This window comes from Micromonospora sp. NPDC048947, from assembly GCF_040649495.1.
Classification (GTDB): Bacteria; Actinomycetota; Actinomycetes; order Mycobacteriales; family Micromonosporaceae; genus Micromonospora; species Micromonospora alfalfae.
In genome coordinates this window covers 245,339-268,639 of the sequence record NZ_JBEZFO010000001.1, presented here as the reverse complement: position 1 = coordinate 268,639, position 23,301 = coordinate 245,339, and the positions used below count along the sequence as shown (strand labels likewise).

The window sequence follows — 23,301 nt, the reverse complement described above, 5'->3', positions numbered from 1 at the left end:
CCGACCCCGAGCCCCGGTTGCGGCCGCTGGTCGGAGCCCGCCTCCTCCCTGGGTAGGAGACGAAACCCGTCGAGGTCGCTCGGTGATGCTGGCACAATGGCCGGCCTGCCGACCGGACGGGGATCGACGATGACGACCAATGCGGACCGTGTCCAACCGAACGAGACCACAGTGCCGCTGCTGCACTGCCCGGCCCCGGAGGAGACCCTGGCGTTCTGGCGGGCGCTGGGGTTCGAGGTGGCCTACGAGCAGCTCAAGCCGTACGTGTACCTGGCCTTCACCTGGAGTGGGTTCCAGCTGCACTACGGCCCGGCGCCCAAGGACCTGGACCCGGCGAAGGAGCATTCCGGCGGCTGCCTGGTGATGGTGGACGCGGTGGCGTCGTACCACGCGGTGTTCACCGAGGCGATGCGCCGCAGCTACGGCAAGGTGCTCGTCAAGGGCCTTCCCCGGATGACCCGCTACCGCGCCGGGGCGTCGCGGTTCAGCATCGTCGACCCGTCGGGCAACACCATCGTCTTCATCCAGCGGGACGAGCCGATGGAGGTGGAGTACGGCGGGTCGAAGGAGCTTGACGGGCTGGCCCGGGTGCTCGACAACGCGCGGATCCTGCGCGAGTTCAAGATGGACGACCGGGCGGCCTACCGGGCGCTCGACTCGGGGATTCGCCGCCGCGCCGACGACGCCCCGGTGGTCGAGCGGGCGACGGCGCTGGTCGGCCTGATCGAGCTGGCAACCGCGTTGGACAAGGCCGACCGGGTGCCCGAGTGGGGTGCCCTGCTCCGGGCGCTGTCCCTGACCCCGGAGCAGCGGACGCAGGTGGCGCAGTACGTCGCCGACCCCACCCTCCTCGAACCGTGGTGGCCCGACCCGCGCTGACCCCTGACCTCCCGCGCCTCACCCGCCGTCGGCGCAGAGTTGGGAGGTCAGGGCGGTGCGGGCCCACTCTTCCCACGCGTCCGGTGACCAGTCGCGGTCCCGGACGAAGATCAGGTAGAGCTGCGGGCTGAGCAGGCCGAACAGCAGGTCCGCCGCCATCTCGACGGAGAGGCCGGGACGGGTGTCGGGCTTGCCGACCAGGGCTTCGGCCGCCGCGTACTGCACCGTGTAACGCGGGTCGGGGCCGTCCGGCCACTGTGCGGCGATCTCCGGGTCGGTGGCTGCGGCAGCCGCGATCAGCGGCATGATCGGGGCGACCCGGCCCAGGATCTCGCGGGTGCCGTGGACGTGCGCGCGCAATTGCCCGGCTGCGGTGGGCTCGGCGCAAGCGGCGCGAAACCACTCCCGATCCATTGTGGCGACCGGCTCGGTGTCCCCGGCGATGGACGTATCGACGACGTCCTTGAACAGCGTGCGCTTGTTGCGGAAGACGAAGTAGACAGTCTGGACGGCCACGCCCGCCCGGTCCGCGACCTCCTGCAGGCTCGTCGCCCCGTAGCCCTGCGCGACGAACAGCTCGCGAGCCGCCTCGACGACCTTCTCACGGGTGCGGCGGGAGCGCTCGGCTCGCTTGTCAGGCCGCTTGACTCTGTCCATATTGCGAGCCTACCTTTAGAGTCAGTCGCTAGAGTTGCACTCTAAATTCATGGAGGAGACGATGAACCAGCCCCACGTCACCCCGAACCCGGGACCGGACCTGGCCTCGACGCGGCGCGACACGGAGGAGGAGTCCGTCCACCGCGCGCTGGAGGGCTACTACCGCACCGGCAAGCCACCGTGGGACACCGGCGTGACGCCGCCCGAGCTGATCGACCTGGTGGAGGGGCGCGGCGCACTACCGCCCGGCCGCGCCCTCGAACTCGGCTGCGGCACGGGGACCAACGCCACCTACCTCGCCCGGCACGGCTGGGACGTGGCGGCCGTCGACCTGATCGACCGCGCCGTCGACCAGGCCAGGGAGAAGGCCGCGGCGGCGGGAGTGGCCGTACGGCTGCTGCACGGAGACGCCACCCGCCTCGACGAGCTGGACCTGCCAGGCCCCTTCGACCTGTTCTTCGACCTGAGCTGCTACTGCGGGGTCCCACTGCACCGCCGCGACGCCTACGCGGCTGGGCTCACCCAGCGCGCCGCCCCCGGAGCGCTGTTGCTGATGTTCGGGTACGGCCCCGAGCCGCTCGGCAGTCCGATCCCCGAGGTCACCTCGTGGGCGGCGGGTGTCACCGCCGACGAGCTCCGGGCCAGGTTCACCGGCTGGGAACTGATCGACGTCACGCCGGGCACCAACTCGGTGCCGACCTTCTGGTTCACGCTGCGCCGCGACGCCTAGCACCCTGCGGAATTTCGCCCTGACGCGCCGAAGGTCCGCTTCGCCGTAGGGCAACGTCCGCCTGCCCGTCCGGGGATTCCACAGAACGGCACGAAATTACCGCTTTAGGGTAAGTAAGGCCAACCCGCCTAGCTGCTCCGATACCTTTTGAAGGGGAGGAAAACTCGTATTCCTCCCTTCGGGTGCATAAGGAGTCAGAGATGAAGCGCAGCGTCGCGCTCGCGGCAGCCCTCCTGGCAGGCCTGACCAGCGTCGGATCGATCCCGGGGACCGCCTTCGCCGATGGCGGCGGCCCTGGGTACCACGACGACCGCAAGGGGGGTGATCACCACCACGGCGACGAGGGCGCGGTCTTCGTCCAGACCAACAAGGCCGAGGGCAACACCATCAAGGTGTACGACCGCGACGAGGACGGCCGTCTCACCAAGGCCGGCGAGTACGAGACCGGCGGGCTGGGCGGCTTCACCATCGGCGCGCCACTCGACGCGCTGGCCTCGCAGGGTTCCCTGACCTACCACAAGGGGCTGCTGTTCGCGGTGAACGCCGGCAGCAACACCGTGACGGTCTTCCGCGTCGAGGGCACCCGGCTGCACAAGCTCCAGGTCATCTGGTCCGGTGGTCTCCTGCCGGTCAGCGTCGCGGCCCGTGGTGACCTCGTCTACGTGCTCAACGCCGGCGGCGAGGGTTCGGTGCAGGGCTTCGAGCTGCACAAGGGGCGGCTGTCCCGGATCGAGGACGCCAACCGGTCGCTCGGGCTGCACAACGGCAACCCGCCCGCGTTCGGAACCGCCCCGGCCCAGGTCAAGATCGACCCGGACAGCGAGTTCGTGCTGGTGTCCACCAAGGGCGCCAACGTCATGTTCAGCTACGAGATCGGTCGCCACGGCGAACTGTCCCGCAACCCCGTCATCAGCGACGCGGGCAACACCCCGTTCGGCTTCACCTTCGACACCGAGGACTCGCTGCTGGTCACCGAGTCGGGCGCTAACGCGGTCAGCCGGTTCGAGCTGGAGGACGACGGCGCACTCGACCAGGTCGGCCCGTCGGTGCCCAACGGCCAGCAGGCGCCGTGCTGGATCCAGCGCGTCGGCGACTACTTCTTCGTCGCCAACGCCGGCAGCTCCACCATCAGCTCCTACCGGGTCAACGACGACGGCAAGCTGGAAATCGTCAAGAACGTCGCCGCCGACACCAACGGCGGGTCGATCGACATGACCACCAGCGACGGCTTCCTGTACGTGCAGAACGCCACCGCCGGCAACGTGCAGGGCTACGAGGTCAACGACGACGGCTCTCTGAAGCTCGTCACCACAGTGGAGGGTCTGCCGAAGTTCACCGACGGCATCGGCATGGAGGGCATCGCCGCCTCCTGAGCACGCCACCCGCTGGTCCCGGTCGCTCGTCGACCGGGACCAGCTCCTGTCGGGGGTCGCTAGTCGAGGCTGGCCAACTCGTCAGGCGACAGGACCAGCGCCCCGGCGGCCAGGTTCTCGACCAGGTGATCGGGGTCGCCGGTACCGGGGATGGCCAGCAGGTGCGGGCCGCGGCTGAGGGTCCATGCGATCCGCACCTGTGCCGGCGTCACGCCGTGCGTGCGCGCGATGGCCTCCACTGCCGTGTTGGCGGCCACGCCGCCGGTCTCACGTCGGTCCCCGGCGATCGCGAAGAACGGCACGAATGCGACGTTCTGTTCACCGCAGGTACGCACGAGCTGATCCTGCGTACGTCGGGTGTCCACACCGTACGTGTTCTGCACGCAGACCACCGGGGCGATCGCCTGCGCCTGCGCGAGGTGGTGCGGACGGATGTTGGACAGGCCGAGATGCCGGATGAGGCCGGCGTCACGGAGTTCGGCCAGCGCGCCGAAGTGCTCCGCCACCGAGTCCAGCCCGTCCTGGCGCAGGTTCACGACATCCAGCTGGTCGCGGCCGAGTTGGCGCAGGTTCTCCTCGACCTGCCCACGCAGCTGATCCGGCCGGGCCAGCGGCTGCCACTCGCCCGAGGGGTCGCGGCCCGGTCCGACCTTCGTCGTGATGACCAGGTCGTCGGGGTACGGCGACAGCGCCGTGTTGATCAACTCGTTGGCCGACCGGAGCGGCGAGAAGTAGAACGCGGCAGTGTCGATGTGGTTCACCCCGAGGTCGACCGCCTGACGTAGCAATCCGATGACCCGCGCGCGGTCGCTCGCCGCGCCGGCGCTACCCGTCAGGCGCATCGCGCCGAATCCGATCCGATTGACGGTGAGATCGCCGAGCGTCCAGGTGCCAGCGGATTCCGCACTGATTGTGGTGGGCATTGGGCGAACCTAGCCACCGCCGCTGACCTGCGCAGTCGGGCGTCTGCCCGATACCGATCGGGAAGGATCGCTGTTAGGTTATCTATCGTGGGAAGCGCTTTTCCGGCGGCACAGTGACAGCCCGCGGTTCAAACGGATCCTGACCGCATTCGCGTTTGGCGCTGGCGACAGGCCGTCGCGCGCTAGGAGGCCAACCGCTCGCGCGCGGGGCGCGTCGGTCGAGGCAGTTCGGCACCGCCGTCCGGCTTGTTGATCTCCGACCAGACGGCGTCGAGGGAGAGGCCGAGGACGTCGGCGATCGCCGCGATGGTCGGGAAGGCGGGGGTGGCTATCCGGCCGGACTCGATCTTTCGAAGGGTCTCTGGTGAGACGCCCGCGTCCAGCGCGGTGAGGAGCATCGAACGCTCTCCACGGGCTCGACGCAGGAGCGCGCCGAGGCGCTGTCCGCGTTCGAGCTCTTCGGGAGTGAGCGGCAACCTGACCATGTCCCGATTCTAGTACCGGGATAATATGGCCGGGATACTTATTGGTCGCCCGAGGAAGGCGCTGCATGATCGAGATCCTGAGCCCCACCGACGTGCTGCGAGCGAAGGACACCGGCGCGCTGGTCGCCGGCATCCTGCAGACGTTGAAGAGCCGCTGCGTGGTCGGCACCAACCTTCTGGACATCGACCGGTGGGCGCAGGCCATGATCACCGAAGCCGGGGCGCAGTCCTGCTACGTCGACTATGAGCCGTCCTTCGGGCGGGGGCCGTTCGGCCACTACATCTGCACGTCGGTCAATGACGCAGTGCTGCACGGGTTGCCGTACGACTACCCGCTCGCCGACGGCGATCTGCTCTCGCTCGACCTCGCCGTCTCCCACCGTGGGGTCGTCGCGGACTCGGCCATCAGCTTCATGATCGGCGACGTCCGACCACCGGAGAGCGTCGCGCTGATCGACGCGACCGAGCGCGCGTTGCGGGCGGGGATCGCCGCCGCCGGCCCCGGTGTTCCCATCGGTGACATCTCCCACGCGATCGGCTCGGTCCTCAACGCGGCGGGATACTCGGTCAACACCGAGTTCGGCGGCCACGGCGTCGGATCGACGATGCACCAGGACCCGCACGTCGCCAACACCGGGCGCCCCGGTCGCGGCTACCGGCTACGCCCGGGGCTGCTGCTGGCGCTGGAACCGTGGGTGATGGCGGACACCGCCACGCTCGTCACCGATGCCGACGGCTGGACCCTCCGCAGCGCGACGGGCTGCCGGACGGCGCACAGCGAGCACACCATCGCCATCACCGACGACGGTGCGGATGTGCTCACACTGCCGACGCCCTGACCCGTACGGCACGATCGACGCCCTCATCGGTGAGCCGACGACGGGCCACCCACGATGGGCGATTAACCGCCCGTCGAAGGGGCACGTCCTCCGTGGCGCCCTGCCGGGTCGCGTTCAGAATGAACCGATCGGTCATATTTTCCGTGATGACGGTCAGGGTCACCCACCAGAGTCACGGAGGCACGATGTCAACGGTTCGAACTGGTCCGGTCATCGGACTGCTCGTGCAGATCGTCCTGCTGGCGGTGCTGGCGGAGACGGTCGGTCTGGGCACGGCGGGCTGGGTGGCGGGTCTGGCGTACGGGATGGTCCTGTGCGCCCTGCTCAGCAGGGGGATGTCCCGCTCGGGCGCGGGCGCGCTCAGCCCGGCGGACCGGGTGACCCTGAGCCGGGCGATCCTCGTCGGCGGCGTGACGGCCCTGGCCGCCGACTCGTTCGGCCGGTCGGCGCCGGTCACAGTGATGGTCGTCCTCACCAGCGTGGCGTTGGCCCTCGACGCCGTGGACGGGTACGCGGCCCGCCGCACCGGGACCACCAGCGAACTCGGCGCGCGCTTCGACATGGAGATCGACTCCTTCCTGGTCCTGGTGCTCTGCCTGCACGTGGCACCCGCGGTGGGTGCCTGGGTGCTCGTGATCGGCGCGATGCGCTACCTCTACGGCGCCGCGACCTGGGTGTTGGAGTGGATGCGGGGATCCGCGCCGCCGCGGTACTGGAACAAGGTCGTCGCCGCGACCCAGGGCGTGGTGTTGACGGTGGCGATGGCCGACATCCTGCCCGCGCCGCTGACGACAGTGGTGCTCGTGGCGTCGGTGGCACTGCTTGTCGAGTCGTTCGGGCGTGACGTCGCCTGGCTCTGGACGACCCGGCACCTCCGCCACACCGTCATCCACTGCGCCCCGGACGCGACTGTCCAACCGGCCAGCTCGGCGAGCCACAGCACCCCGAGGGCCGCAGCAGGCCTGGCCGAGCTGACCCCGGGCCAGACCGATGGGCTGCAGTGGTCGGACCGTCCCACTGTCACGGTGGCCCGACGCGGGATCGCCCGCGTCTGAGCCGCCCGGACGCCGCGCCCAACAAAGATCATGGAAGGATGCCCGGGTTGTCGCTCTTGACGCGCGTACGGCAGCTGCCGAGCCAAGGACGGAGGGCGATGACTGGCGAAACCTCCGGCGGGACCGCCGACGGCACCGATGCCGAGGAACGGCCGAGACGCTCCGTCGCCGCCCGGCTGACGACAGTGCTGGCCGCGCTGCTCGTCCTGCTCGTCCTCACCGTGCCGTACGACTTCGGCCGGCTCAGCCCGGCGGCGTTCGCGCGGATCCCCCTGGAGGCGCTGCTGGTAGTGGCCCTCCTGCTCGCTCTGCCCGCTCGCGGCAGCCGACTGGTCGCGACGGTGGCCGGCGCGGCACTCGGCCTGCTCGGCCTGTTGAAGCTGCTCGACCTGGGGTTCACCGCCGCGCTGAGCCGGGCGTTCGACCCGGTGCTCGACTGGGCGCTCCTCGACGAGGGGTTCGCCTTTCTCAGCGAGTCGTACGGTCGACCCGCCGCCATCGGCGTCGCCATCACCCTGGCGGTGGTGCTCGTGGGCCTGCCCACACTGGTCACCCTGTCGATGCGACGACTGCGGCGGCTGGTGGTCCGGCACCGCACCGGGACCACCCGGATCGTGGCCGCGCTGGTAGTCGTCTGGGTGGCCTGCGCCGCGTTCAACGTGCGGGTGGTCGAGGGCGTGCCGGTCGCCGACACGTCCGCGACCACACTGGCCAACGGTCACGGCTTCCAGGTGCGCCTGCGCCTCGACGACCGCGAGACGTTCGGCGCGCTGATCGAGGCCGACAGGTACGGTGACACCCCCGGTGACCAGCTACTGACCGCGCTGCGCGGCAAGAACGTGGTCGTCGCCTTCGTGGAGAGCTACGGTCGGGACGCCGTCGAGGACCCGGAGTTCGCGCCGCAGGTCGGTGCGGTGCTCGACAGTGGCACCAGCGAGCTGAGCGCGGCGGGTTTCGCCGCGCAGAGCGGCTTCCTCACCTCGCCGACCTTCGGTGGCGGCAGTTGGCTCGCGCACGACACGCTGCTCTCCGGCCTCTGGATCGACAACGACCAGCGGCACCGCACCCTGCTGGCCAGTGACCGGATGACCCTCAACGGCGCCTTCCGACGGGCGAACTGGCAGACCGTCGGCGTGATGCCCGCCGTCACCAGAGCCTGGCCGGAGGGTTCCTTCTTCGGCTACGACCGGTTCTACGACGCCAGGAAGCTCGCGTACCGTGGCCCGAAGTTCAGCTTCGGCACCCCGCCCGACCAGTACACCCTGGCCAGCTGGCAGCGCCTGGAGCAGGCGAAGCGCGACGGCAATGTGATGACCGAGCTGGCACTGGTGTCGAGTCACGCCCCCTGGACGCCCGTCCCGCCGCTGCTCGACTGGGCCGACGTCGGCGACGGCGGGGTCTACCGTGGGGTCGGCGTGGGCAGGTCGGACGACAAGCGCCGCAACACCGCCCAGATCCGGGCGGACTACCGAAAGTCCATCGAGTACACCCTCGGCGCGCTCATCTCCTACGTGCGGACCTACGGAGACGACGACCTCGTGTTCATCGTCCTCGGTGACCACCAACCAGCCGCTGTCGTCACCGGCGAGAACGCCAGCCACGACGTCCCGATCTCGATCATCACCCGGGACCGGGCCGTGTTGGACCGGATCTCCGGGTGGGGCTGGCAGGACGGGCTGAAGCCCGGGCCGCAGGCGCCGGTCTGGCGGATGGACGCCTTCCGGGACCGGTTCCTGACCGCTTTCGGACCGTAACCCGGCCACCTCTCACGGACTGGACCCCAGACAGATGACGGCTACCACCGACACCAGGATCGCCGCCCTCCGGACCGACCCGACCCTGTCGCTGCTGCACCGGTCGCTGGACGTCTACTACGGCGATCCCGAGCGGGACGCGAGGATGGACGCGTTCTACTCCCGCTTCGTCAGCGGCGGGGACCTCGTCTTCGACATCGGCTCCCACGTGGGCGACCACATCGCCAGCTTCCGTCGCCTCGGTGCCCGGGTCGTCGCTGTGGAACCGCAGCCGCTGTGTCTGCGCGCCCTGCGGGCGATCTACGCCGACGACGACAAGGTGACAGTTGTGGACGCAGCGTGTGGCGCGCTCTCTGGGCGCACCCGGTTGCACGTCAACTCCGCCAACCCCACCGTCTCGACCGCCTCACCGGACTTCGTCCGCGCCGCGAGGGGCGCGGGCGGATGGGAGGGCGAGGTGTGGGACACCGACATCGAGGTCGCGGTGGTCACCGTCGACGCCCTGATCGAGACGTACGGCGTGCCGACCTTCACCAAGATCGACGTTGAGGGTTTCGAGGACGAGGTGCTGGCCGGCCTGAGCCGCCCGCTGCCCGCGTTGTCGTTCGAGTTCACCACCATCGCGCGTGCGGTCGCCGACAGGTGTCTCGATCGCCTGACCGCGCTGGGCTTCGACGGGTTCGACGTCGCGGTGGGCGACGACAAGTCGATGACGTTCCGACGTTGGATGTCAGCGACCGATCTGGCGACGCACCTGCGCGACCTGCCGCACTCCGCGAACTCCGGCGACGTGTACTGCGTGGCGCGCGACAGGCAGACCATCACCACGCCGTAGCCGTACCCGACGTCAGATCATGCGCAGGACGAGCGCGGCGGAGACAGCCAGCTCACGATCGAGCACCTCGTCCGGGGGGACGAACACCATCGCTTGGCCCTCACCGAGGACCACGTCCTCCTGACGGGCCGTGGTGGTGCCATGGAACACGTGGACAGTCACGGTGTGCGGGAAATCCGCCTCGTACGGGCGCGGTCCGCTCCACAGCGGGTGCAGCTCACCCACTGTCAGACCAGTCTCCTCCAGTAGTTCGCGGCGGGCCGCCTCCTCCGGTGACTCGCCGGGCTCGACATGGCCACCCGGCAGGCTCCACTGGCCCGGCGAGACGGCCACATCCTCGTCGCGGTGCTGCAGGAGCACCGCGCCCGACGGATCGACGAGCAGCACGAGGGCGACGCTGTAGGTGGCCATGACGAAACCGTGCCACGTCGCCGCGAGCATGTCGACGACGGTCACGCCCGAGTCGCGTACGCTCCGCGGATGGACCTCGATGATCTTCCCCTTGCCGAGTTCGCGTTTCCGGGGCCACTGCGGGACAAGCTCGTTGACGCGATCCTGTCCGGGGCGAAGACGTCGACGACCGGTCTGCTGGTCGGGTACGAGTGCGCGAACGAGCCGCTGCCCGAGGTGGGTCAACTGTCCGCGGTGGTGGACTCCGCCGGCCGCCGGGTCGCGGCCATCGAGCTGACCGACGTACGGGTGGTCCGCCTCGCCGACGTCGACCTGCCACACGCGCTGGCCGAGGGGGAGGGCGACGAGTCGCTGGCCCAGTGGCGTGCGGGGCACGAGGAGTTCTGGCACAGCGCCGAGGTACGCGCCGAACTGGGCGATCCAGACTTCACAGTGGACGATGACACACTGGTGGTGACCGAACGCTTCCGGCTGGTGCAGGTGGCCTGAGGGTGTCCGACCACTGTGGAGGCCCGAGCAGTGGGCCACGCCGTCGTGCACTGTCACCTATGCTCGGCGCGTGATCCCCCCGGCACTCGAGATCCGCGGCCTGGTCAAGACCTTCGCGGCGCATCGCGCTGTGGACGGCGTCGATCTGACCGTGCACCCCGGCACCTTCCACGGCATTGTCGGACCCAACGGCGCCGGCAAGTCCACCACCATCGGGATGGCAGTCGGTCTGGTCACCCCGGACTCCGGGCAGATCCGGATCCTCGGCCACGACGCGCTGCGCGACCGCCGTGGGACCCGCGCGCTGACCGGCGTGCTGCCCGACGGCCTCGACTTCCCCGAACGCCTCACCGGCGCCGAACTGCTGCGCTACAGCGCCGGCCTGCGCGGGCTGCCCCGGGCCGCGGCCACTGACCGTGCCGCCGAACTGATCGAGGTGCTCGGCCTGGCCAAGGGCGCCGGCACCCCGTTGGCCGACTGCTCCACCGGCACCCGCAAGAAGCTCGGCCTCGCCCAGGCGCTGCTGCACGCGCCCCGGCTGCTCGTGCTCGACGAACCGTTCGAGGCGGTCGACCCGGTCTCCGCGGCCACCATCCGCCGGGTGCTGCGCCGGTTCGTTGCCGGCGGCGGCACCTGCGTGCTGTCCACCCACTCGATGCTGCTCGTCGAGCAGATGTGCGACGAGGTCACCGTGATCCATCAGGGCCGGGTGGTCGCCGCCGGGACGGTCACCGAGGTCGCCGCCGGCAGCAGCCTGGAGGACCGGTTCGTCGAGTTGGTCGGCGCCGAAGCCTCCGGCAGCGCCGGTCTGGACTGGCTGACCGGGGCACGATGAGCGCGGAACTGACCGCCCCCGACCGGTTGGGCGGCACCCTCGGCGCGATGGCGGTACCGGCCCGGATGCGCGCGACGATGCTGCGTCGCTCGTTGCGCGAGCACCCCGGCCCCACGGTGGCCGGTCTGGTCGGTCTGCTCGCCGCCGCCTGGTCGATCCGGTACGCGCTCCGCGGTGACCAGCACACTCTCGGCCTGCTCGCCGGGGCGTGGGTTCTCGGCTGGATCGTGCTGCCCCTGCTGCTCGGCGGCGGTCGTGGCCGGGTCCGCCCGGCCCACCTGCGGTTGGAGCCGATCGGCGGGGTTCCGGCCGCGATCGGTCTGCTCGCCGCGTCGGCGATCGGTATCGGTCCGGCTGTCTCGCTGGTGGCACTCGCCGCGCTGCCGGTGCACGCCACCCGGTACGGCACCGTCGCGGTCCTCGTCACCGCCGGCGGCGCGGTGCTGCTCTGGCTGCTCGGGCTGATCGGCTCGGCCATCGCGCTGGAGGTCGTCGGCCACGCCGGCGGCCCGACCGGGGCGCTGCTCACCGGCGTCTTCACCGGTACGGCGATGGGTGTCGCCGGGTCGCTCTGGGCGGTCTTCCCGTGGGTGTCGGTCCTGCTCGTGGCAGCGCCGGGAGAGGTGGTCCGGGCCATGGCGTACGTGCCGAGCGCCTGGCCGGTCGCCGCCGTGACCGGGCCAACCGGGCAAGGGGTGCGCCTGATGGCGACCCTGGTGGGAATCGTGGCGCTCTGCGCCGCCGCGTACATCATGCTTGTCCGAAGGGTGATCGCCGCCGGCGCGGCGTTCCGGCCGCGCCGGACCGTGGCGGCGTCGACGGCCGCGGTTGAGCGCGAGTGGTGGGCATGGGTTCCGGCCGCGACGCGGGCGGTCGCGGGCCGTGAGTTGCGGGCCTGGACGCGGCATCCGCTGCGGTTGCAGTATCTGGCGTTCGCTGTGGTGTACGGGGCGTTGCTCGCCGGGCTGCCGCTGCTGTCCGACGTGGACCTCCTGCTGCCGTGGGCCGGGCCGCTCGCCGTGCTCGGCGCGGCGGCGATGTCGGCCGGGCTGGTCGGGCTGGACGGCACCGCGCTGTGGCTGCCGCTCACCACACCGGGCGGCGAACGGGCCGAGGTCCGGGGACGGGCAGTGGCCTGGCTGGTGCTGGTCACCCCGATCGGCGTGCTGCTCACCGTCGCCGGCATCCTCCTCGCCCCCGACGTCGACGCGATGGCCGCGCTCTGCACCCTGCCGGCTCTGCTCGGGGCGGGCGCGTCGGTGCCGGTGTGGGTGTCGTTGCTGCGCGTACGCCCGGTGGCCGACCCGCGGCATCCGACCCCGGCCGACAACCCGACCGACATCGTCAGCGTGCTGGTTGCCACAGCGGCCGGGCTGCTCGCCGCCGCGCCGGTGCTCGCCCTGGCCATCTGGGGCCCGTCGGCGGTGGCGCCGCTGTTGCCGCTGGTCGGGCTGCTCGGAGGCGCCGCCGCCTGGTCAGGTGGCGTGTGGTTGGCCGACGAGCGGCTCGCCCGGCGCGGCACGACTGTGCTCGCCGCGGCCGGTCAGCGGAGCCGCCCCCCGGAGACGGCGCTTCCGCTGACCTGGGACGCGCAGTGGTATCGGGAGAACAAGTCGACAGCGTGGGCGCTGGGGTTGCTGACCGTCGGGTGGATTCCGGTGATCCCGCAGGGGCTGATGCCGCTGGCGTTCGGAATCGACAGCGGATGGATCGTGGCCGGTCACCTGAGCGGGAGCGCGCACACGGCGGTGGGGTTGGCAATGGTCGGTCTGGGCGTCGCGATGCTGCTCACCGGCCTGGTGCTGTGGGATCGTCGAGCGCAGCCCGGCGGCTCCTGATCCACAGCTCTACCACAGCGCCAGTTGACCCTCGACCTCGTCCGTGTGTGGCTCCCGGAGCTGCCAGAGGCGGAGCACCCCGAGGCGGGCGTCGTGCGTCATCCACCGCCCGTGTCCACCGGCGGACCGGATCGAGTTCTGGGGCATGTCGACGCCGTAGTCCAGCACGGTCTGTGGGCGCAGCGTGCGGGTGGAAAGCAGGAGATGCTGCTCGGCGTCACCCTCGTCGGTCGCGACGCCGACAATGACCCAGTCGTCGGATACGACGGCCGCGGTCTCGTGCATCCGGTAGTCGTCGGAGTCGCCGAACTCCGGGATGTCGTCGTAGCGGCGCTCTACCCGGGCACTGTCGTCGGCGACATCGCGTATCGCGATCCGGCCGCTGCCGTGCGGCATGGAGAGGTAGAAGCTCCCGCTGGCGTTCATGTCGGCCAGGCAGCCGTTCAAGCTCTGCCCGGCGACCAACCGCCGATCGCCAGTCGTCCAGCGGTAACTGAGGCAGGTCTCCGGTCCCACAGCGACATGCAGCCCGACGTGCTGTCGATTGGCGTCCAGGATGAATGTGGCGAAGCCCTCAACGGTCTGAAGGGGGCGCCGGTCCACCTCGGGCCCGCCCCCGGACGCGTCCAACACGACGAGTTGGTCGCCGGCAGCGTCGGGCAGAAACAACCAGAGAAGGTCGTCCCCGGCCAGGTGACAACTCGGCCGGGGCCAACCTGTCGAGAAGACAGTGCCGTGGTCGACCTCCCAGAGGACCCGGCCATCAGCGCTGCGGACCTGCACCTGGCGGGGGCCCACGAGCGCGAACCGCGACAGGTCCGCAGCCACGCCGACGGCCAGGATCGGGTCCTCGTCGGAGGACTCCCACGCCAGCGCGACGGTCAGGTCCGGGTGCAACACGCGCAGCGAACGATGGCTCCACGCCAGCAACCCCGTGCCGGTCAGCCACTCGACAGAGGCCAGCGGCGTCATCACTGTCTCGGCGATCAGCAACGGGCGCACAGCCGTGAGCCTACGCACGACGAGAAGCTGTGGTCGTGCTCGCAGTCAGGTAGCCATGGCAGTGGATGCCGCAGGCGTTACAGCATCGCCAGAGGGGCCAGGGGGACGCCGTCGACGCCGTCGAGCCTCATCAGCTCGCCCACGCCAGATCCTTGTCCGTTCAGGGGCATCTCGAACCGCCACGACTCGTGCGTCATCTGCGGTTGGAGCTGCGTGGACAGGTCACCCTTGCCCTGGCACCGCTTGCGCAGGCGCTCGTACGCGGCGTCGCGGTCCTCGAATTCGATCGACTTCGCCGTGGGGAGTGCCCGGACGGCCTTCTCCACGGCGGCGCGTTGTTCGTCGGTCGCCGACGACGTGAGCCGGACGATGACGCCGATCCGCGATGGCCGAGGGTCGACGTCCGCGATCCTGAGCGCCACGTCCTGCACGCCGTCGGCCTCAACCATCACCAGTTCGATCGCCTCGGCGATCGACGCGTCGGTGACTGTGGCGTGCAGAAGCTCCGGCATGTACTCCGGTTTGAGGGCCGCCAGCAGGTCGGGCTGGTCCTTCAGATCCGCCTTCTGGCGCTCGTACGCCTGCTCGCGGGTTTCCAGGGACACCTCAGTGACACTGGGCATCGACCGGAGTTGCTGCTCCACGCTGCCCTTCTGCGCCACGGTCACGTCATTGTCGAGGAAGACGGTCAACGCCACGTCCCCGGGTTCCTCTGGCTTCGAGGTGCAGGCGGGAAGGGCGAGCAGGACGACGAGTGACAGTAACGGTGCTCCGCGGCGCATGGGCGCAGATCGTAGCCATCACTCGCGCGCATCGCCGTCCCTTGACAGCTGACGTCGCCGCTGGGAGGTCGTCAGGATCTCGGTGCCGGGGGCTGGTCTTCGTAACAGTGGTCCGCCAGACTGCGCGGTATGCGTGATCGGTGGCGCCGGTGGGCGTGGGTCGGAGTGCTCGTCATCGGGTTGATCCTCTATGTGGCGGTGCTGCGGACCTTGGTCAGCACCAAGAATCCGAACTTCGTACCGGCGTTGATCCTGCTCGGGTCGACGCTTGTGCCGTTGACGTTCCTGACGTTCGCGCAGGCCCGGACCGGGCGGTGGCAGGTGCCGGCGTCGGTGCTGGTGACGTCGGCGTTCTTCGGCGGTGTGATCGGCACTGTGGTCGCCGGCACCCTTGAGTACGACACCCTGCGCGGCCTCGGCACCCTGCCGATGCTGTTCGTCGCGTTGATCGAGGAATCGGCGAAGCTGATCGTTCCGGTGGTGCTGCTGTTCACGGTGGTGGCCCAGCGTCGCCGCCGGGTGCCCTCCGACGGGCTGATCATCGGCATCGCCGCCGGCATGGGGTTCGCCGCGCTGGAGACGATGGGCTACGCCTTCAGCGCGCTGCTGAGTTCGCAGGGCAACATCGGCGCGGTGGAGCAGACGCTCTTCATCCGGGGCCTGACGGCGCCCGCCGGTCACACCGCGTGGACCGGGCTGACCGCCGGCGCGCTCTGGGCGTTGCTGGCGAGCCCGAGCGTCGCTCGGCTCTTCGGGTTCATCGGCACGTTCGTGGGTGTCGTCGTCCTGCACACCCTTTGGGACACGTTCTCCGGTTCGCTGGTCTTCGTCGTGTTGGCGATCATCAGCATCGGCTGGTTGTTCTGGGAGCTGCGCCGCTACCGGACCTTCAGCGACCAGCTGCAACCGCACTGACCAGCGCCGTACTCCCATGCCTCTCCCGGCCCTCGCACCACACTGCCGGGGGAGGCATGACTGTTGGTGATCTCGCTGCGACCGGGCCGGCACCTCATCTAACGTCAGAGTGTTCATATTTGGCGGGATAGGTCGGGAAGGTGCGGCGATGGGGGTGCGCAGCTGGTTCGAGGGCTGGCCGGTCTACCGCCAGCTCACCGGCACGGACCCGCTGGGCCGGGGTGCCGCGGCGAAGTCCGACGGGTCCCGCGCGCTCACCGCCCGCACCGATACCGCCGACAGCGTCGCTCGGTCGGTCTGTCCGTACTGCGCTGTGGGTTGTGGTCAGCGGGTGTTCGTGAAGGACGGGCTGGTCAGTCAGATCGAGGGTGATCCGGACAGCCCGATCTCGCGGGGTCGGCTCTGTCCGAAGGGTTCGGCGAGCAAGAGCCTGGTCACCAGTCCGCTGCGGCAGACCACTGTCCGCTACCGCCGGCCGTACGGCACCGAGTGGGAGGACCTCGACCTCGACACGGCGCTGAACATGATCGCCGATCGGGTCCTGGCCGCCCGGGACGAGACCTGGGAGGACGTCGACGCCGAGGGTCGACCGCTCAACCGGACGCTGGGTATCTCCAGTCTGGGTGGGGCGACGCTGGACAACGAGGAGAACTACCTCATCAAGAAGTTGTTCACCGCGATGGGGGCTCTCCAGATCGAGAACCAGGCCCGTATTTGACACTCCTCCACCGTCCCCGGTCTGGGGACCAGCTTCGGTCGTGGCGGCGCCACCCAGTACCAGCAGGACCTGTCGAACTCCGACGTCATCGTCATCCAGGGTTCGAACATGGCCGAGGCACACCCGGTGGGCTTCCAGTGGGTGATGGAGGCCAAGCGTCGGGGGGCGAAGGTCTTCCACGTCGACCCGCGGTTCACCCGTACCAGCGCGCTGGCTGACTCGTACCTGCCGATCCGGGCGGGCACCGACATCGCGCTGCTCGGCGGGGTGGTGCGCTACATCCTCGACAACGAGCTGGACTTCCGGGAGTACGTCGTCGCCTACACCAACGCCGCGACGATCGTGACCGAGGAGTACGCCGACACCGAGGACATGCACGGCCTCTTCTCCGGCTTCAACGACGACAACGCCACCTACGACCAGGCCAGTTGGCGGTACGAGGGTCACTCGCAGAACCAGACGACCCGCGACAGCGAGACGCAGCGGGAGACGGCGGCCGGGCTGGAGAACGAGTCGCACGGCGCGCCGGTCGGCGGCGAGACCCAACGTGACGAGACGTTGCAGCACCCCCGCTGCGTCTACCAGATCCTCAAGCGGCACTTCGCCCGCTACACCCCGGAGATGGTGGAACGGGTCTGCGGCATCCCGCAGGAGAAGTTCTTCGAACTGGCCCGGGCGTGGACCGAGAACTCCGGCCGGGACCGCACCGGCATGCTCGTCTACTCGGTGGGCTGGACGCAGCACAGCGTCGGCGTGCAGTACATCCGCACCGGCGCGATCATCCAGCTCCTGCTGGGCAACATGGGCCGCCCGGGTGGCGGGGTGATGGCGCTGCGCGGGCACGCCAGCATCCAGGGCTCGACCGACATTCCGACGTTGTTCAACCTGCTGCCGGGCTACCTGCCGATGCCCCACCACGCCGAGCACCCGACCCTGGACAAGTGGGTGGACAGCATTGCGCACCCCGGGCAGAAGGGCTTCTGGGGCAACGCCCGCACCTACGGCGTCAACCTGCTCAAGGCGTACTGGGGTGCCGCGGCCACCGCCGACAACGACTACTGCTACGGGTACATGCCGCGGATGACCGGTGATCACGGCACCTACCAGCAGGTGCTCGACATGATCGACGGCAAGATCAAGGGGTACTTCCTGCTCGGGCAGAACCCGGCTGTCGGTTCGGCGCACGGCCGGGCGCAGCGGCTCGGCATGGCCAACCTCGACTGGCTGGTCGTCCGCGACCTGTTCATGATCGAGAGCGCCACCTTCTGGCAGAACGCGCCGGAGATCGAGACCGGCGAGATCGCACCAGAGCGGTGCCGCACCGAGGTGTTCTTCCTACCGGCCGCGTCGCACGTGGAGAAGGAGGGCACCTTCACCCAGACCCAACGGCTGTTGCAGTGGCGGGAAAAGGCCGTCGAACCGCCAGGCGACGCCCGCTCCGAACTGTGGTTCTTCTACCACCTCGGTCGCGTCATCCGGGAACGGCTCGCGACGTCGACGAAGCCACGCGACAGGGCGCTGCTCGACCTCACCTGGGACTACCCCACGCACGGCCCGCACGCGGAGCCCAGTGCGGAGGCGGTGCTGCGCGAGATCAACGGGTACGACGTGGCCACCGGCCGGCCGCTGGCGTCGTTCACCGAGATGAAGGACGACGGCTCCACCGTAGGCGGTTGCTGGATCTACACCGGGGTGTACGCCGACGGCGTCAACCAGGCGGCCCGCCGCAAACCCGGCTCGGAGCAGTCCCTGGTGGCGCCCGAGTGGGGTTGGGCGTGGCCGGCGAACCGGCGCATCCTCTACAACCGTGCCTCCGCCGACCCCGACGGCAACCCGTGGAGTGAACGCAAACGCTACGTCTGGTGGGACGCGGACAAGAGCGAGTGGACAGGTTACGACGTGCCGGACTTCGAAAAGACCAAACCGCCGTCCTACCGACCGGAGCACGGCGCCTCGGGTGTGGCGGGCATCGCCGGCGACGACCCGTTCATCCTCCAGGGAGACGGCAAAGGCTGGCTGTACGCGCCCACCGGCGTGCTCGACGGACCGATGCCCACCCACTACGAGCCGGTCGAGTCGCCGGTGCGCAACCCGCTCTACCGACAGCAGGCCAACCCGACCCGCAAGGTCTACACCCACCCGATCAACGCGCTCAACCCGAGCCCGCCCCAGGAGCACAGCGACGTCTTCCCGTTCGTGTTCACGGTCAGCCGGCTCACCGAGCACCACACCGCCGGTGGAATGAGCCGGACGGTGTCACCGCTCGCGGAGCTGCAACCGGAGATGTTCGTCGAGGTGTCACCGGAGTTGGCGGCCCTGCGAGGGTTGAGTCACCTGGGCTGGGCCCACCTGGTCACCAGCCGGGCGGCAGTCGAGGCGAAGGTGCTGGTGACCGACCGCGTGACGCCGCTGCGAGTGGATGGCCGAATCATCCACCAGGTCTGGCTGCCGTACCACTTCGGCTACGAGGGCCTGGTGACCGGCGACTCGGCCAACGACCTGTTCGGCATCACCCTCGACCCCAACGTCCTGATTCAGGAGAGCAAGGTCGGCACGTGCGACGTCCGGCCCGGACGACGCCCCAGAGGACAGAACCTGGTGGACCTCGTCGTCGACTACCGGCGGCGGTCGGGCAACCTCGTCCACCGCTATCCGCCGATGGTCACGACCGACGTCGCCGACAGCAGCAGCGACCAGGAGGCCTGACCGATGCCCCACGCCAACGCCCTGTACGGGCCGCTGGACCCCGCACCGGACGCCGGCTACGAGAAACCGCCGCCGCGGATGGGGTTCTTCACCGACACCAGCGTCTGCATCGGCTGCAAAGCGTGCGAGGTGGCCTGCAAGGAGTGGAACGGTGTCCCGGAGAGCGGGCTCGACCTGCTGGGAATGTCGTACGACAACACTGGCGCGCTGACAGCGAACTCGTGGCGGCACGTCGCGTTCGTGGAGCAGCCTCGTTCGGCCGGCTGGGCGACTCCGGCGTTCGCGGGGGACCCGGACGGGCCGGCGATCAGCCCGGTGACGGCGGCGGCCGGTGCGCGCACCAGCACCGACACCGGGACCGACCCCGGCCTGCCCACCGGCTCGCCCGCCGCGGCGGCCCGCATGTCGGGCGGACCGGAGTTTCTGGGGATGCCGGGTGCGCAGCCACCGGGGAGGGGCTCGGGCGCGGAGGGGCGGACGGATTTCCGCTGGCTGATGATGTCGGACGTGTGCAAGCACTGCACCCACGCGGCATGCCTGGATGTCTGCCCGACGGGTTCGCTGTTCCGGACGGAGTTCGGCACAGTGGTGGTGCAGGAGGACATCTGCAACGGCTGCGGTTACTGCATCTCCGCCTGCCCGTACGGCGTCATCGATCAACGCAAGGACGATGGTCGGGCGTGGAAGTGCACCCTGTGCTACGACCGCTTGGGCGCGGGCATGACCCCGGCGTGTGCGCAGGCGTGTCCGACGGAGTCGATCCAGTACGGGGAACTGGACGAGTTGCGGGAGCGGGCCGCCGCGCGCGTCGCGAAGCTGCATGAGCGCGGAATGCCGGAGGCCCGGTTGTACGGGCACGACCCGAACGACGGCGTCGGTGGTGATGGTGCGTTCTTCCTGCTGCTCGACGAGCCGGAGGTGTACGGACTGCCACCGGACCCGATCGTCACCACCCGCGACCTGCCGGCCATGTGGAAGCGCGCCGGCCTGGCGGCGATGACGATGGCGGTAGCCACGGCCGTCGCGTTCCTGGGCAGGCGGCAATGACCCGCGGCGGCGAGCAGCTCACCGTGCCGCCGGCCGACTTCGCCTCCTACTACGGCCGGCCGGTTCTGAAGCCGCCGGTGTGGAAGTACGACATCGCCGGCTACCTGTTCACCGGAGGCCTCGCCGCCGGAAGTGCGCTGATCGGCGCGGGCGCCCAACTGACCGGACGACCCGGGCTGCGCACTGTGGGCCGTTGGACAGCTCTCGGCGGTGTCGCCGCCAGCACGTACCTGCTGGTCCACGACCTCGGCCGGCCGGCCCGGTTCCATCACATGCTCCGGGTGGCCAAGGTGACCTCGCCGATGTCGGTCGGCACCTGGATCCTCGCCGCGTTCGGCCCGCTGGCCGGTGTGGCAGCGGTCGCCGAGCTGGCGCCGCTGCTCCCGCAGCACGGTGTGCTGGGCCTTGCCCGTCGGATCGCACCGCCCGTCGGCAACGTCGCCGGCCTGGCTGCCGCGGCAACTGCGCCAGCGCTGGCGACGTACACCGGGGTGCTGCTCGCCGACACGGCCGTGCCGTCCTGGCACGACGCCTACCCGTCGCTGCCGTTCGTTTTCGCCGGCAGCGCGCTCGCCGCCGCGTCCGGGGTCGGCCTGATCGCGGCACCGGCCGCCGAGACCGCCCCACTGCGACGACTCGCCCTGGCCGCCGCCGCCATCGAGTTTGGCGGAGGGCACCAACTGGAGCGGCAGGGCCTCACCAGCGAGCCCTACAGGCACGGACGCAGCGGCCGGCTGGTCAAGGCGGGACGCGTCCTGCTCGCCGTGGGCACCGCCACCGCGCTGCTCAGCCGACGCAGCCGGGTCCTGGCGGCGATCTCCGGCGCGGCCCTCGTGGCATCGTCGGTCGCCACCCGGTTCGGCGTCTTCGAGGCGGGACGGGTGTCGGCCCGCGATCCGAAGTACACGGTCGTGCCACAACGGGTGCGGCTCGACGAGAAGCGGTCGGCCACCCAGCTCTGAGCGGATCGGCGCAACGGAAGGCGCCCCCTTCAAGGGGACGCCTTCCGTTGCGTTGCAGGAGGTCTGGCCGCTATGGGCCGCCGGGCGTCAGCCGGTGAACAGCTTCGCGGCGGTGATGGCGGTCTGGACGATGCCGTACCCGAGTAGCACCGCGACCAGCAGCCACGACAACCAGAGCCGCCCGGTCTGGCTACCGACGCGCGGCGGCGCGGGCGGCTGGCTGTCGCGCCCGAGAGCGACAGGCTCGGTGATCGTCGCCTTCGCCACGGGCGAGGTCGGTCCCCGGTCCGGTTCGTGGAACCGCTCGGGCACGGAACGCACCAGCAGGTTCGCGATGAACCCGATGGCGAGGATGGCGACCATTGTGAACAGCGCGGGCCGGTACGCCGCAGCGGTGAGGGTGCCGGGCTTGCCCTGGGTGTCGAGGATCCCGTTGATGATCAGCGGGCCGGCGACACCCGCGGCCGACCAGGCGGTCAGGATCCGGCCGTGGATCGCCCCAACCTGGAAGGTGCCGAACAGGTCACGCAGGTAGGCGGGCATGGTGGCGAAACCGCCGCCGTAGAAAGAGATGATCGCGGCGGCGATCAGCACGAAGACCGCTGTCGCGGAGTGGCCGGCCACGGCGAGCAGCAGGTACAGCACCATGCCGACGCCGAGGTAGACCATGTAGATGGGCTTGCGGCCGATGAGGTCGGACGTCGTCGACCAGACGAACCGCCCAGCCATGTTGAACAGCGACAGCACTCCCACGAAACCGGCCGCCGCCGACACCGAGACAGTGGTGGCGGTCCCGTTGTCCCGGAAGAAGTCCTGGATCATCGGGCTTGCCTGCTCCAGGATGCCGATGCCCGCTGTGACGTTGCAGAACAGCACGATCCACAGCAACCAGAAAGACCGGGTACGCACAGCGTTCGACGCCGACACGCTCGCCGTCGTCACCAGCGGTTTGGCGGCGACGCTGGCGGGGTCGAACCCGGCGGGCCGCCAGTCCGGTGCCGGAACCCGGACGTTGAACGGACCGAACATCATGATCACGAAGTAGCCGATGCCGAACGTGACGAAGAGCGCCACGAGGGCATGCCCGGACGCGACGGCGGCCGGGTTGTTGGGGTTGTAGCCGGAGTCGTAGAGGGAGAGCAGTTGGCGCGCGAGCGGGCCGGCGACCAGGGCGCCGCCGCCGAACCCCATGATGGCGAGCCCGGTGGCCAGGCCGGGGCGGTCCGGGAACCACTTGATCAGGGTGGAGACGGGCGAGATGTAGCCGATGCCGAGCCCGATGCCGCCGATGACGCCGTACCCGAGATAGAGCAGCCAGAGCTGCTGGGTCGCGATGCCGAGCGCGCCGACCAGGAACCCGACGGCCCAGAAGCACGCCGAGACGAACATCGCCCGGCGCGGTCCGTTCCGCTCCACCCAACGGCCGCCCACCGCCGCTGACGAGCCCAGCATGACGATGGCGATACTGAAGATCGCCCCGATCGCCGTCTGGCTGGTGTCGAAGTGCGCGATGAGGGAGTTCTTGTAGACACTCGTCGCGTAGACCTGGCCGATGCACACGTGCACGGCCAGGGCCGCGGTCGGGATGAGCCAGCGGCTGTATCCCGGGGGAGCGACAGTGTGCCGAGGATCGAAGACCGACAGCATGGGCATCGTCCACACCTCCTGCGGCCGAACAGGCCGCGACGTTGCCGAGCTGTCGACCCGGCAGTTGGCCGAGCGGCGCCGCCGCAGTGGCGGCCCGGCGCACGTCTGGCGTCAGCCGTTGACCGGCTCAATCTCACGTTACGTGGCAAGACGTTCACGTCATGTCGTTACCGGGAAACGCGGAACCGGAGACGTCGGCTCGTCACCGGCGGCGGCCGGTGGGCCAGCTCGCACGCTTTGCTCTGCTTCAACCGACGCAACACTCAGGGCCCGAAACCGCTGCGCGGGTTGAAGCAGAGCAAAGGTGGCGGCAGGGGGAGTGCCCTCGCTGATTCGCCAGTTCCGGCCTGGGCGCAGAGCGGGGGGGGGGCCAACGGCCCCCCCCCCCCCCCCCCGCGGACGGCGGAGTGTATAGGGGC

The 23,301-nt window shown here is 69.9% G+C and carries 20 protein-coding genes and 1 pseudogene; 14 read left to right on the top strand and 7 right to left on the bottom strand.

Annotated features, from left to right (window positions below; translation table 11 throughout):
- Window positions 1-129 precede the first annotated feature (129 nt).
- Window positions 130-879: a glyoxalase gene (locus AB0B98_RS01200; RefSeq protein ID WP_357359807.1), complete on the top strand. Its 750-nt coding sequence runs from the start codon at window positions 130-132 to the stop codon at window positions 877-879.
- Window positions 880-897: 18 nt separating this feature from the next.
- On the opposite strand, the gene AB0B98_RS01195 is transcribed toward AB0B98_RS01200, so the two are convergent.
- Window positions 898-1,536: a helix-turn-helix domain-containing protein gene (locus AB0B98_RS01195; protein ID WP_357359805.1), complete on the bottom strand. Its 639-nt coding sequence runs from the start codon at window positions 1,534-1,536 to the stop codon at window positions 898-900.
- A gap of 61 nt (window positions 1,537-1,597) precedes the next feature.
- Here AB0B98_RS01195 and AB0B98_RS01190 point away from each other — a divergent pair, with 61 nt between their 5' ends.
- Both AB0B98_RS01190 and AB0B98_RS01185 read left to right on the top strand, forming a co-directional pair.
- Window positions 1,598-2,266, top strand: a complete 669-nt coding sequence (locus tag AB0B98_RS01190) for a class I SAM-dependent methyltransferase (RefSeq protein WP_357359802.1) — start codon at window positions 1,598-1,600, stop codon at window positions 2,264-2,266.
- Between the two features lie 200 nt (window positions 2,267-2,466).
- Window positions 2,467-3,639 carry a beta-propeller fold lactonase family protein gene (locus AB0B98_RS01185; protein ID WP_357359800.1) on the top strand — a complete coding sequence of 391 codons (1,173 nt, stop codon included), beginning with the start codon at window positions 2,467-2,469 and terminating at the stop codon, window positions 3,637-3,639.
- 59 nt (window positions 3,640-3,698) lie between these two features.
- On the opposite strand, the gene AB0B98_RS01180 is transcribed toward AB0B98_RS01185, so the two are convergent.
- Window positions 3,699-4,562 (bottom strand): aldo/keto reductase, encoded by an 864-nt coding sequence (locus AB0B98_RS01180; RefSeq protein WP_357359797.1) that lies wholly within the window; start codon window positions 4,560-4,562, stop codon window positions 3,699-3,701.
- 182 nt (window positions 4,563-4,744) lie between these two features.
- Complete coding sequence (locus AB0B98_RS01175) at window positions 4,745-5,047, bottom strand: helix-turn-helix transcriptional regulator (protein WP_238669477.1); 303 nt, start codon at window positions 5,045-5,047, stop codon at window positions 4,745-4,747.
- A gap of 65 nt (window positions 5,048-5,112) precedes the next feature.
- Between AB0B98_RS01175 and map the strand changes: the two genes are divergently transcribed.
- From map to AB0B98_RS01155, 4 genes and pseudogenes are all read left to right on the top strand, one after another.
- The gene (gene map / locus AB0B98_RS01170) at window positions 5,113-5,886 is read left to right on the top strand and encodes a type I methionyl aminopeptidase (protein WP_357359795.1); all 774 of its coding nucleotides are present in this window, start codon (window positions 5,113-5,115) and stop codon (window positions 5,884-5,886) included.
- Window positions 5,887-6,071: 185 nt separating this feature from the next.
- A pseudogene (locus tag AB0B98_RS01165) lies at window positions 6,072-6,746 on the top strand (CDP-alcohol phosphatidyltransferase family protein); the annotation flags it as partial.
- A 293-nt stretch (window positions 6,747-7,039) separates the two neighbouring features.
- Window positions 7,040-8,695 (top strand): sulfatase-like hydrolase/transferase, encoded by a 1,656-nt coding sequence (locus AB0B98_RS01160; protein WP_357359792.1) that lies wholly within the window; start codon window positions 7,040-7,042, stop codon window positions 8,693-8,695.
- A gap of 34 nt (window positions 8,696-8,729) precedes the next feature.
- Window positions 8,730-9,530, top strand: a complete 801-nt coding sequence (locus tag AB0B98_RS01155) for an FkbM family methyltransferase (protein WP_357359790.1) — start codon at window positions 8,730-8,732, stop codon at window positions 9,528-9,530.
- A 12-nt stretch (window positions 9,531-9,542) separates the two neighbouring features.
- On the opposite strand, the gene AB0B98_RS01150 is transcribed toward AB0B98_RS01155, so the two are convergent.
- The gene (locus tag AB0B98_RS01150; protein WP_357359788.1) at window positions 9,543-9,986 is read right to left on the bottom strand and encodes an NUDIX domain-containing protein; all 444 of its coding nucleotides are present in this window, start codon (window positions 9,984-9,986) and stop codon (window positions 9,543-9,545) included.
- 24 nt (window positions 9,987-10,010) lie between these two features.
- Between AB0B98_RS01150 and AB0B98_RS01145 the strand changes: the two genes are divergently transcribed.
- The 3 genes from AB0B98_RS01145 to AB0B98_RS01135 all read left to right on the top strand — a co-directional run bounded on the left by AB0B98_RS01145 (window position 10,011) and on the right by AB0B98_RS01135 (window position 13,103).
- Window positions 10,011-10,430 carry an ASCH domain-containing protein gene (locus AB0B98_RS01145; protein WP_357359786.1) on the top strand — a complete coding sequence of 140 codons (420 nt, stop codon included), beginning with the start codon at window positions 10,011-10,013 and terminating at the stop codon, window positions 10,428-10,430.
- A 70-nt stretch (window positions 10,431-10,500) separates the two neighbouring features.
- Window positions 10,501-11,265 carry an ABC transporter ATP-binding protein gene (locus AB0B98_RS01140; RefSeq protein ID WP_357359784.1) on the top strand — a complete coding sequence of 255 codons (765 nt, stop codon included), beginning with the start codon at window positions 10,501-10,503 and terminating at the stop codon, window positions 11,263-11,265.
- Window positions 11,262-13,103 (top strand): hypothetical protein, encoded by a 1,842-nt coding sequence (locus tag AB0B98_RS01135; protein ID WP_357359782.1) that lies wholly within the window; start codon window positions 11,262-11,264, stop codon window positions 13,101-13,103. The genes AB0B98_RS01140 and AB0B98_RS01135 overlap by 4 nt, the downstream gene beginning before the upstream one ends.
- Before the next feature lie 9 nt (window positions 13,104-13,112).
- Here AB0B98_RS01135 and AB0B98_RS01130 read toward each other — a convergent pair whose 3' ends face one another.
- Window positions 13,113-14,105 (bottom strand): hypothetical protein, encoded by a 993-nt coding sequence (locus AB0B98_RS01130; protein ID WP_357359780.1) that lies wholly within the window; start codon window positions 14,103-14,105, stop codon window positions 13,113-13,115.
- 77 nt (window positions 14,106-14,182) lie between these two features.
- The gene (locus AB0B98_RS01125) at window positions 14,183-14,887 is read right to left on the bottom strand and encodes a permease-like cell division protein FtsX (RefSeq protein WP_357359778.1); all 705 of its coding nucleotides are present in this window, start codon (window positions 14,885-14,887) and stop codon (window positions 14,183-14,185) included.
- A gap of 129 nt (window positions 14,888-15,016) precedes the next feature.
- Between AB0B98_RS01125 and AB0B98_RS01120 the strand changes: the two genes are divergently transcribed.
- The 4 genes from AB0B98_RS01120 to nrfD all read left to right on the top strand — a co-directional run bounded on the left by AB0B98_RS01120 (window position 15,017) and on the right by nrfD (window position 21,235).
- Window positions 15,017-15,802: a PrsW family intramembrane metalloprotease gene (locus AB0B98_RS01120; protein ID WP_238669468.1), complete on the top strand. Its 786-nt coding sequence runs from the start codon at window positions 15,017-15,019 to the stop codon at window positions 15,800-15,802.
- A gap of 148 nt (window positions 15,803-15,950) precedes the next feature.
- Window positions 15,951-19,226, top strand: coding sequence for a formate dehydrogenase (gene fdh / locus AB0B98_RS01115; protein WP_357359775.1), 3,276 nt, complete (start codon window positions 15,951-15,953; stop codon window positions 19,224-19,226).
- Between the two features lie 3 nt (window positions 19,227-19,229).
- A complete protein-coding gene (locus AB0B98_RS01110; protein ID WP_357359773.1) occupies window positions 19,230-20,273 on the top strand; it encodes a 4Fe-4S dicluster domain-containing protein in 1,044 nt (347 codons plus the stop codon).
- On the top strand, window positions 20,270-21,235 hold the full coding sequence (gene nrfD / locus AB0B98_RS01105; protein WP_357359771.1) for an NrfD/PsrC family molybdoenzyme membrane anchor subunit: 966 nt from the start codon (window positions 20,270-20,272) through the stop codon (window positions 21,233-21,235). The genes AB0B98_RS01110 and nrfD overlap by 4 nt, the downstream gene beginning before the upstream one ends.
- A gap of 87 nt (window positions 21,236-21,322) precedes the next feature.
- On the opposite strand, the gene AB0B98_RS01100 is transcribed toward nrfD, so the two are convergent.
- The gene (locus AB0B98_RS01100) at window positions 21,323-22,882 is read right to left on the bottom strand and encodes an OFA family MFS transporter (RefSeq protein ID WP_357360554.1); all 1,560 of its coding nucleotides are present in this window, start codon (window positions 22,880-22,882) and stop codon (window positions 21,323-21,325) included.
- Between the last annotated feature and the right edge of the window lie 419 nt (window positions 22,883-23,301).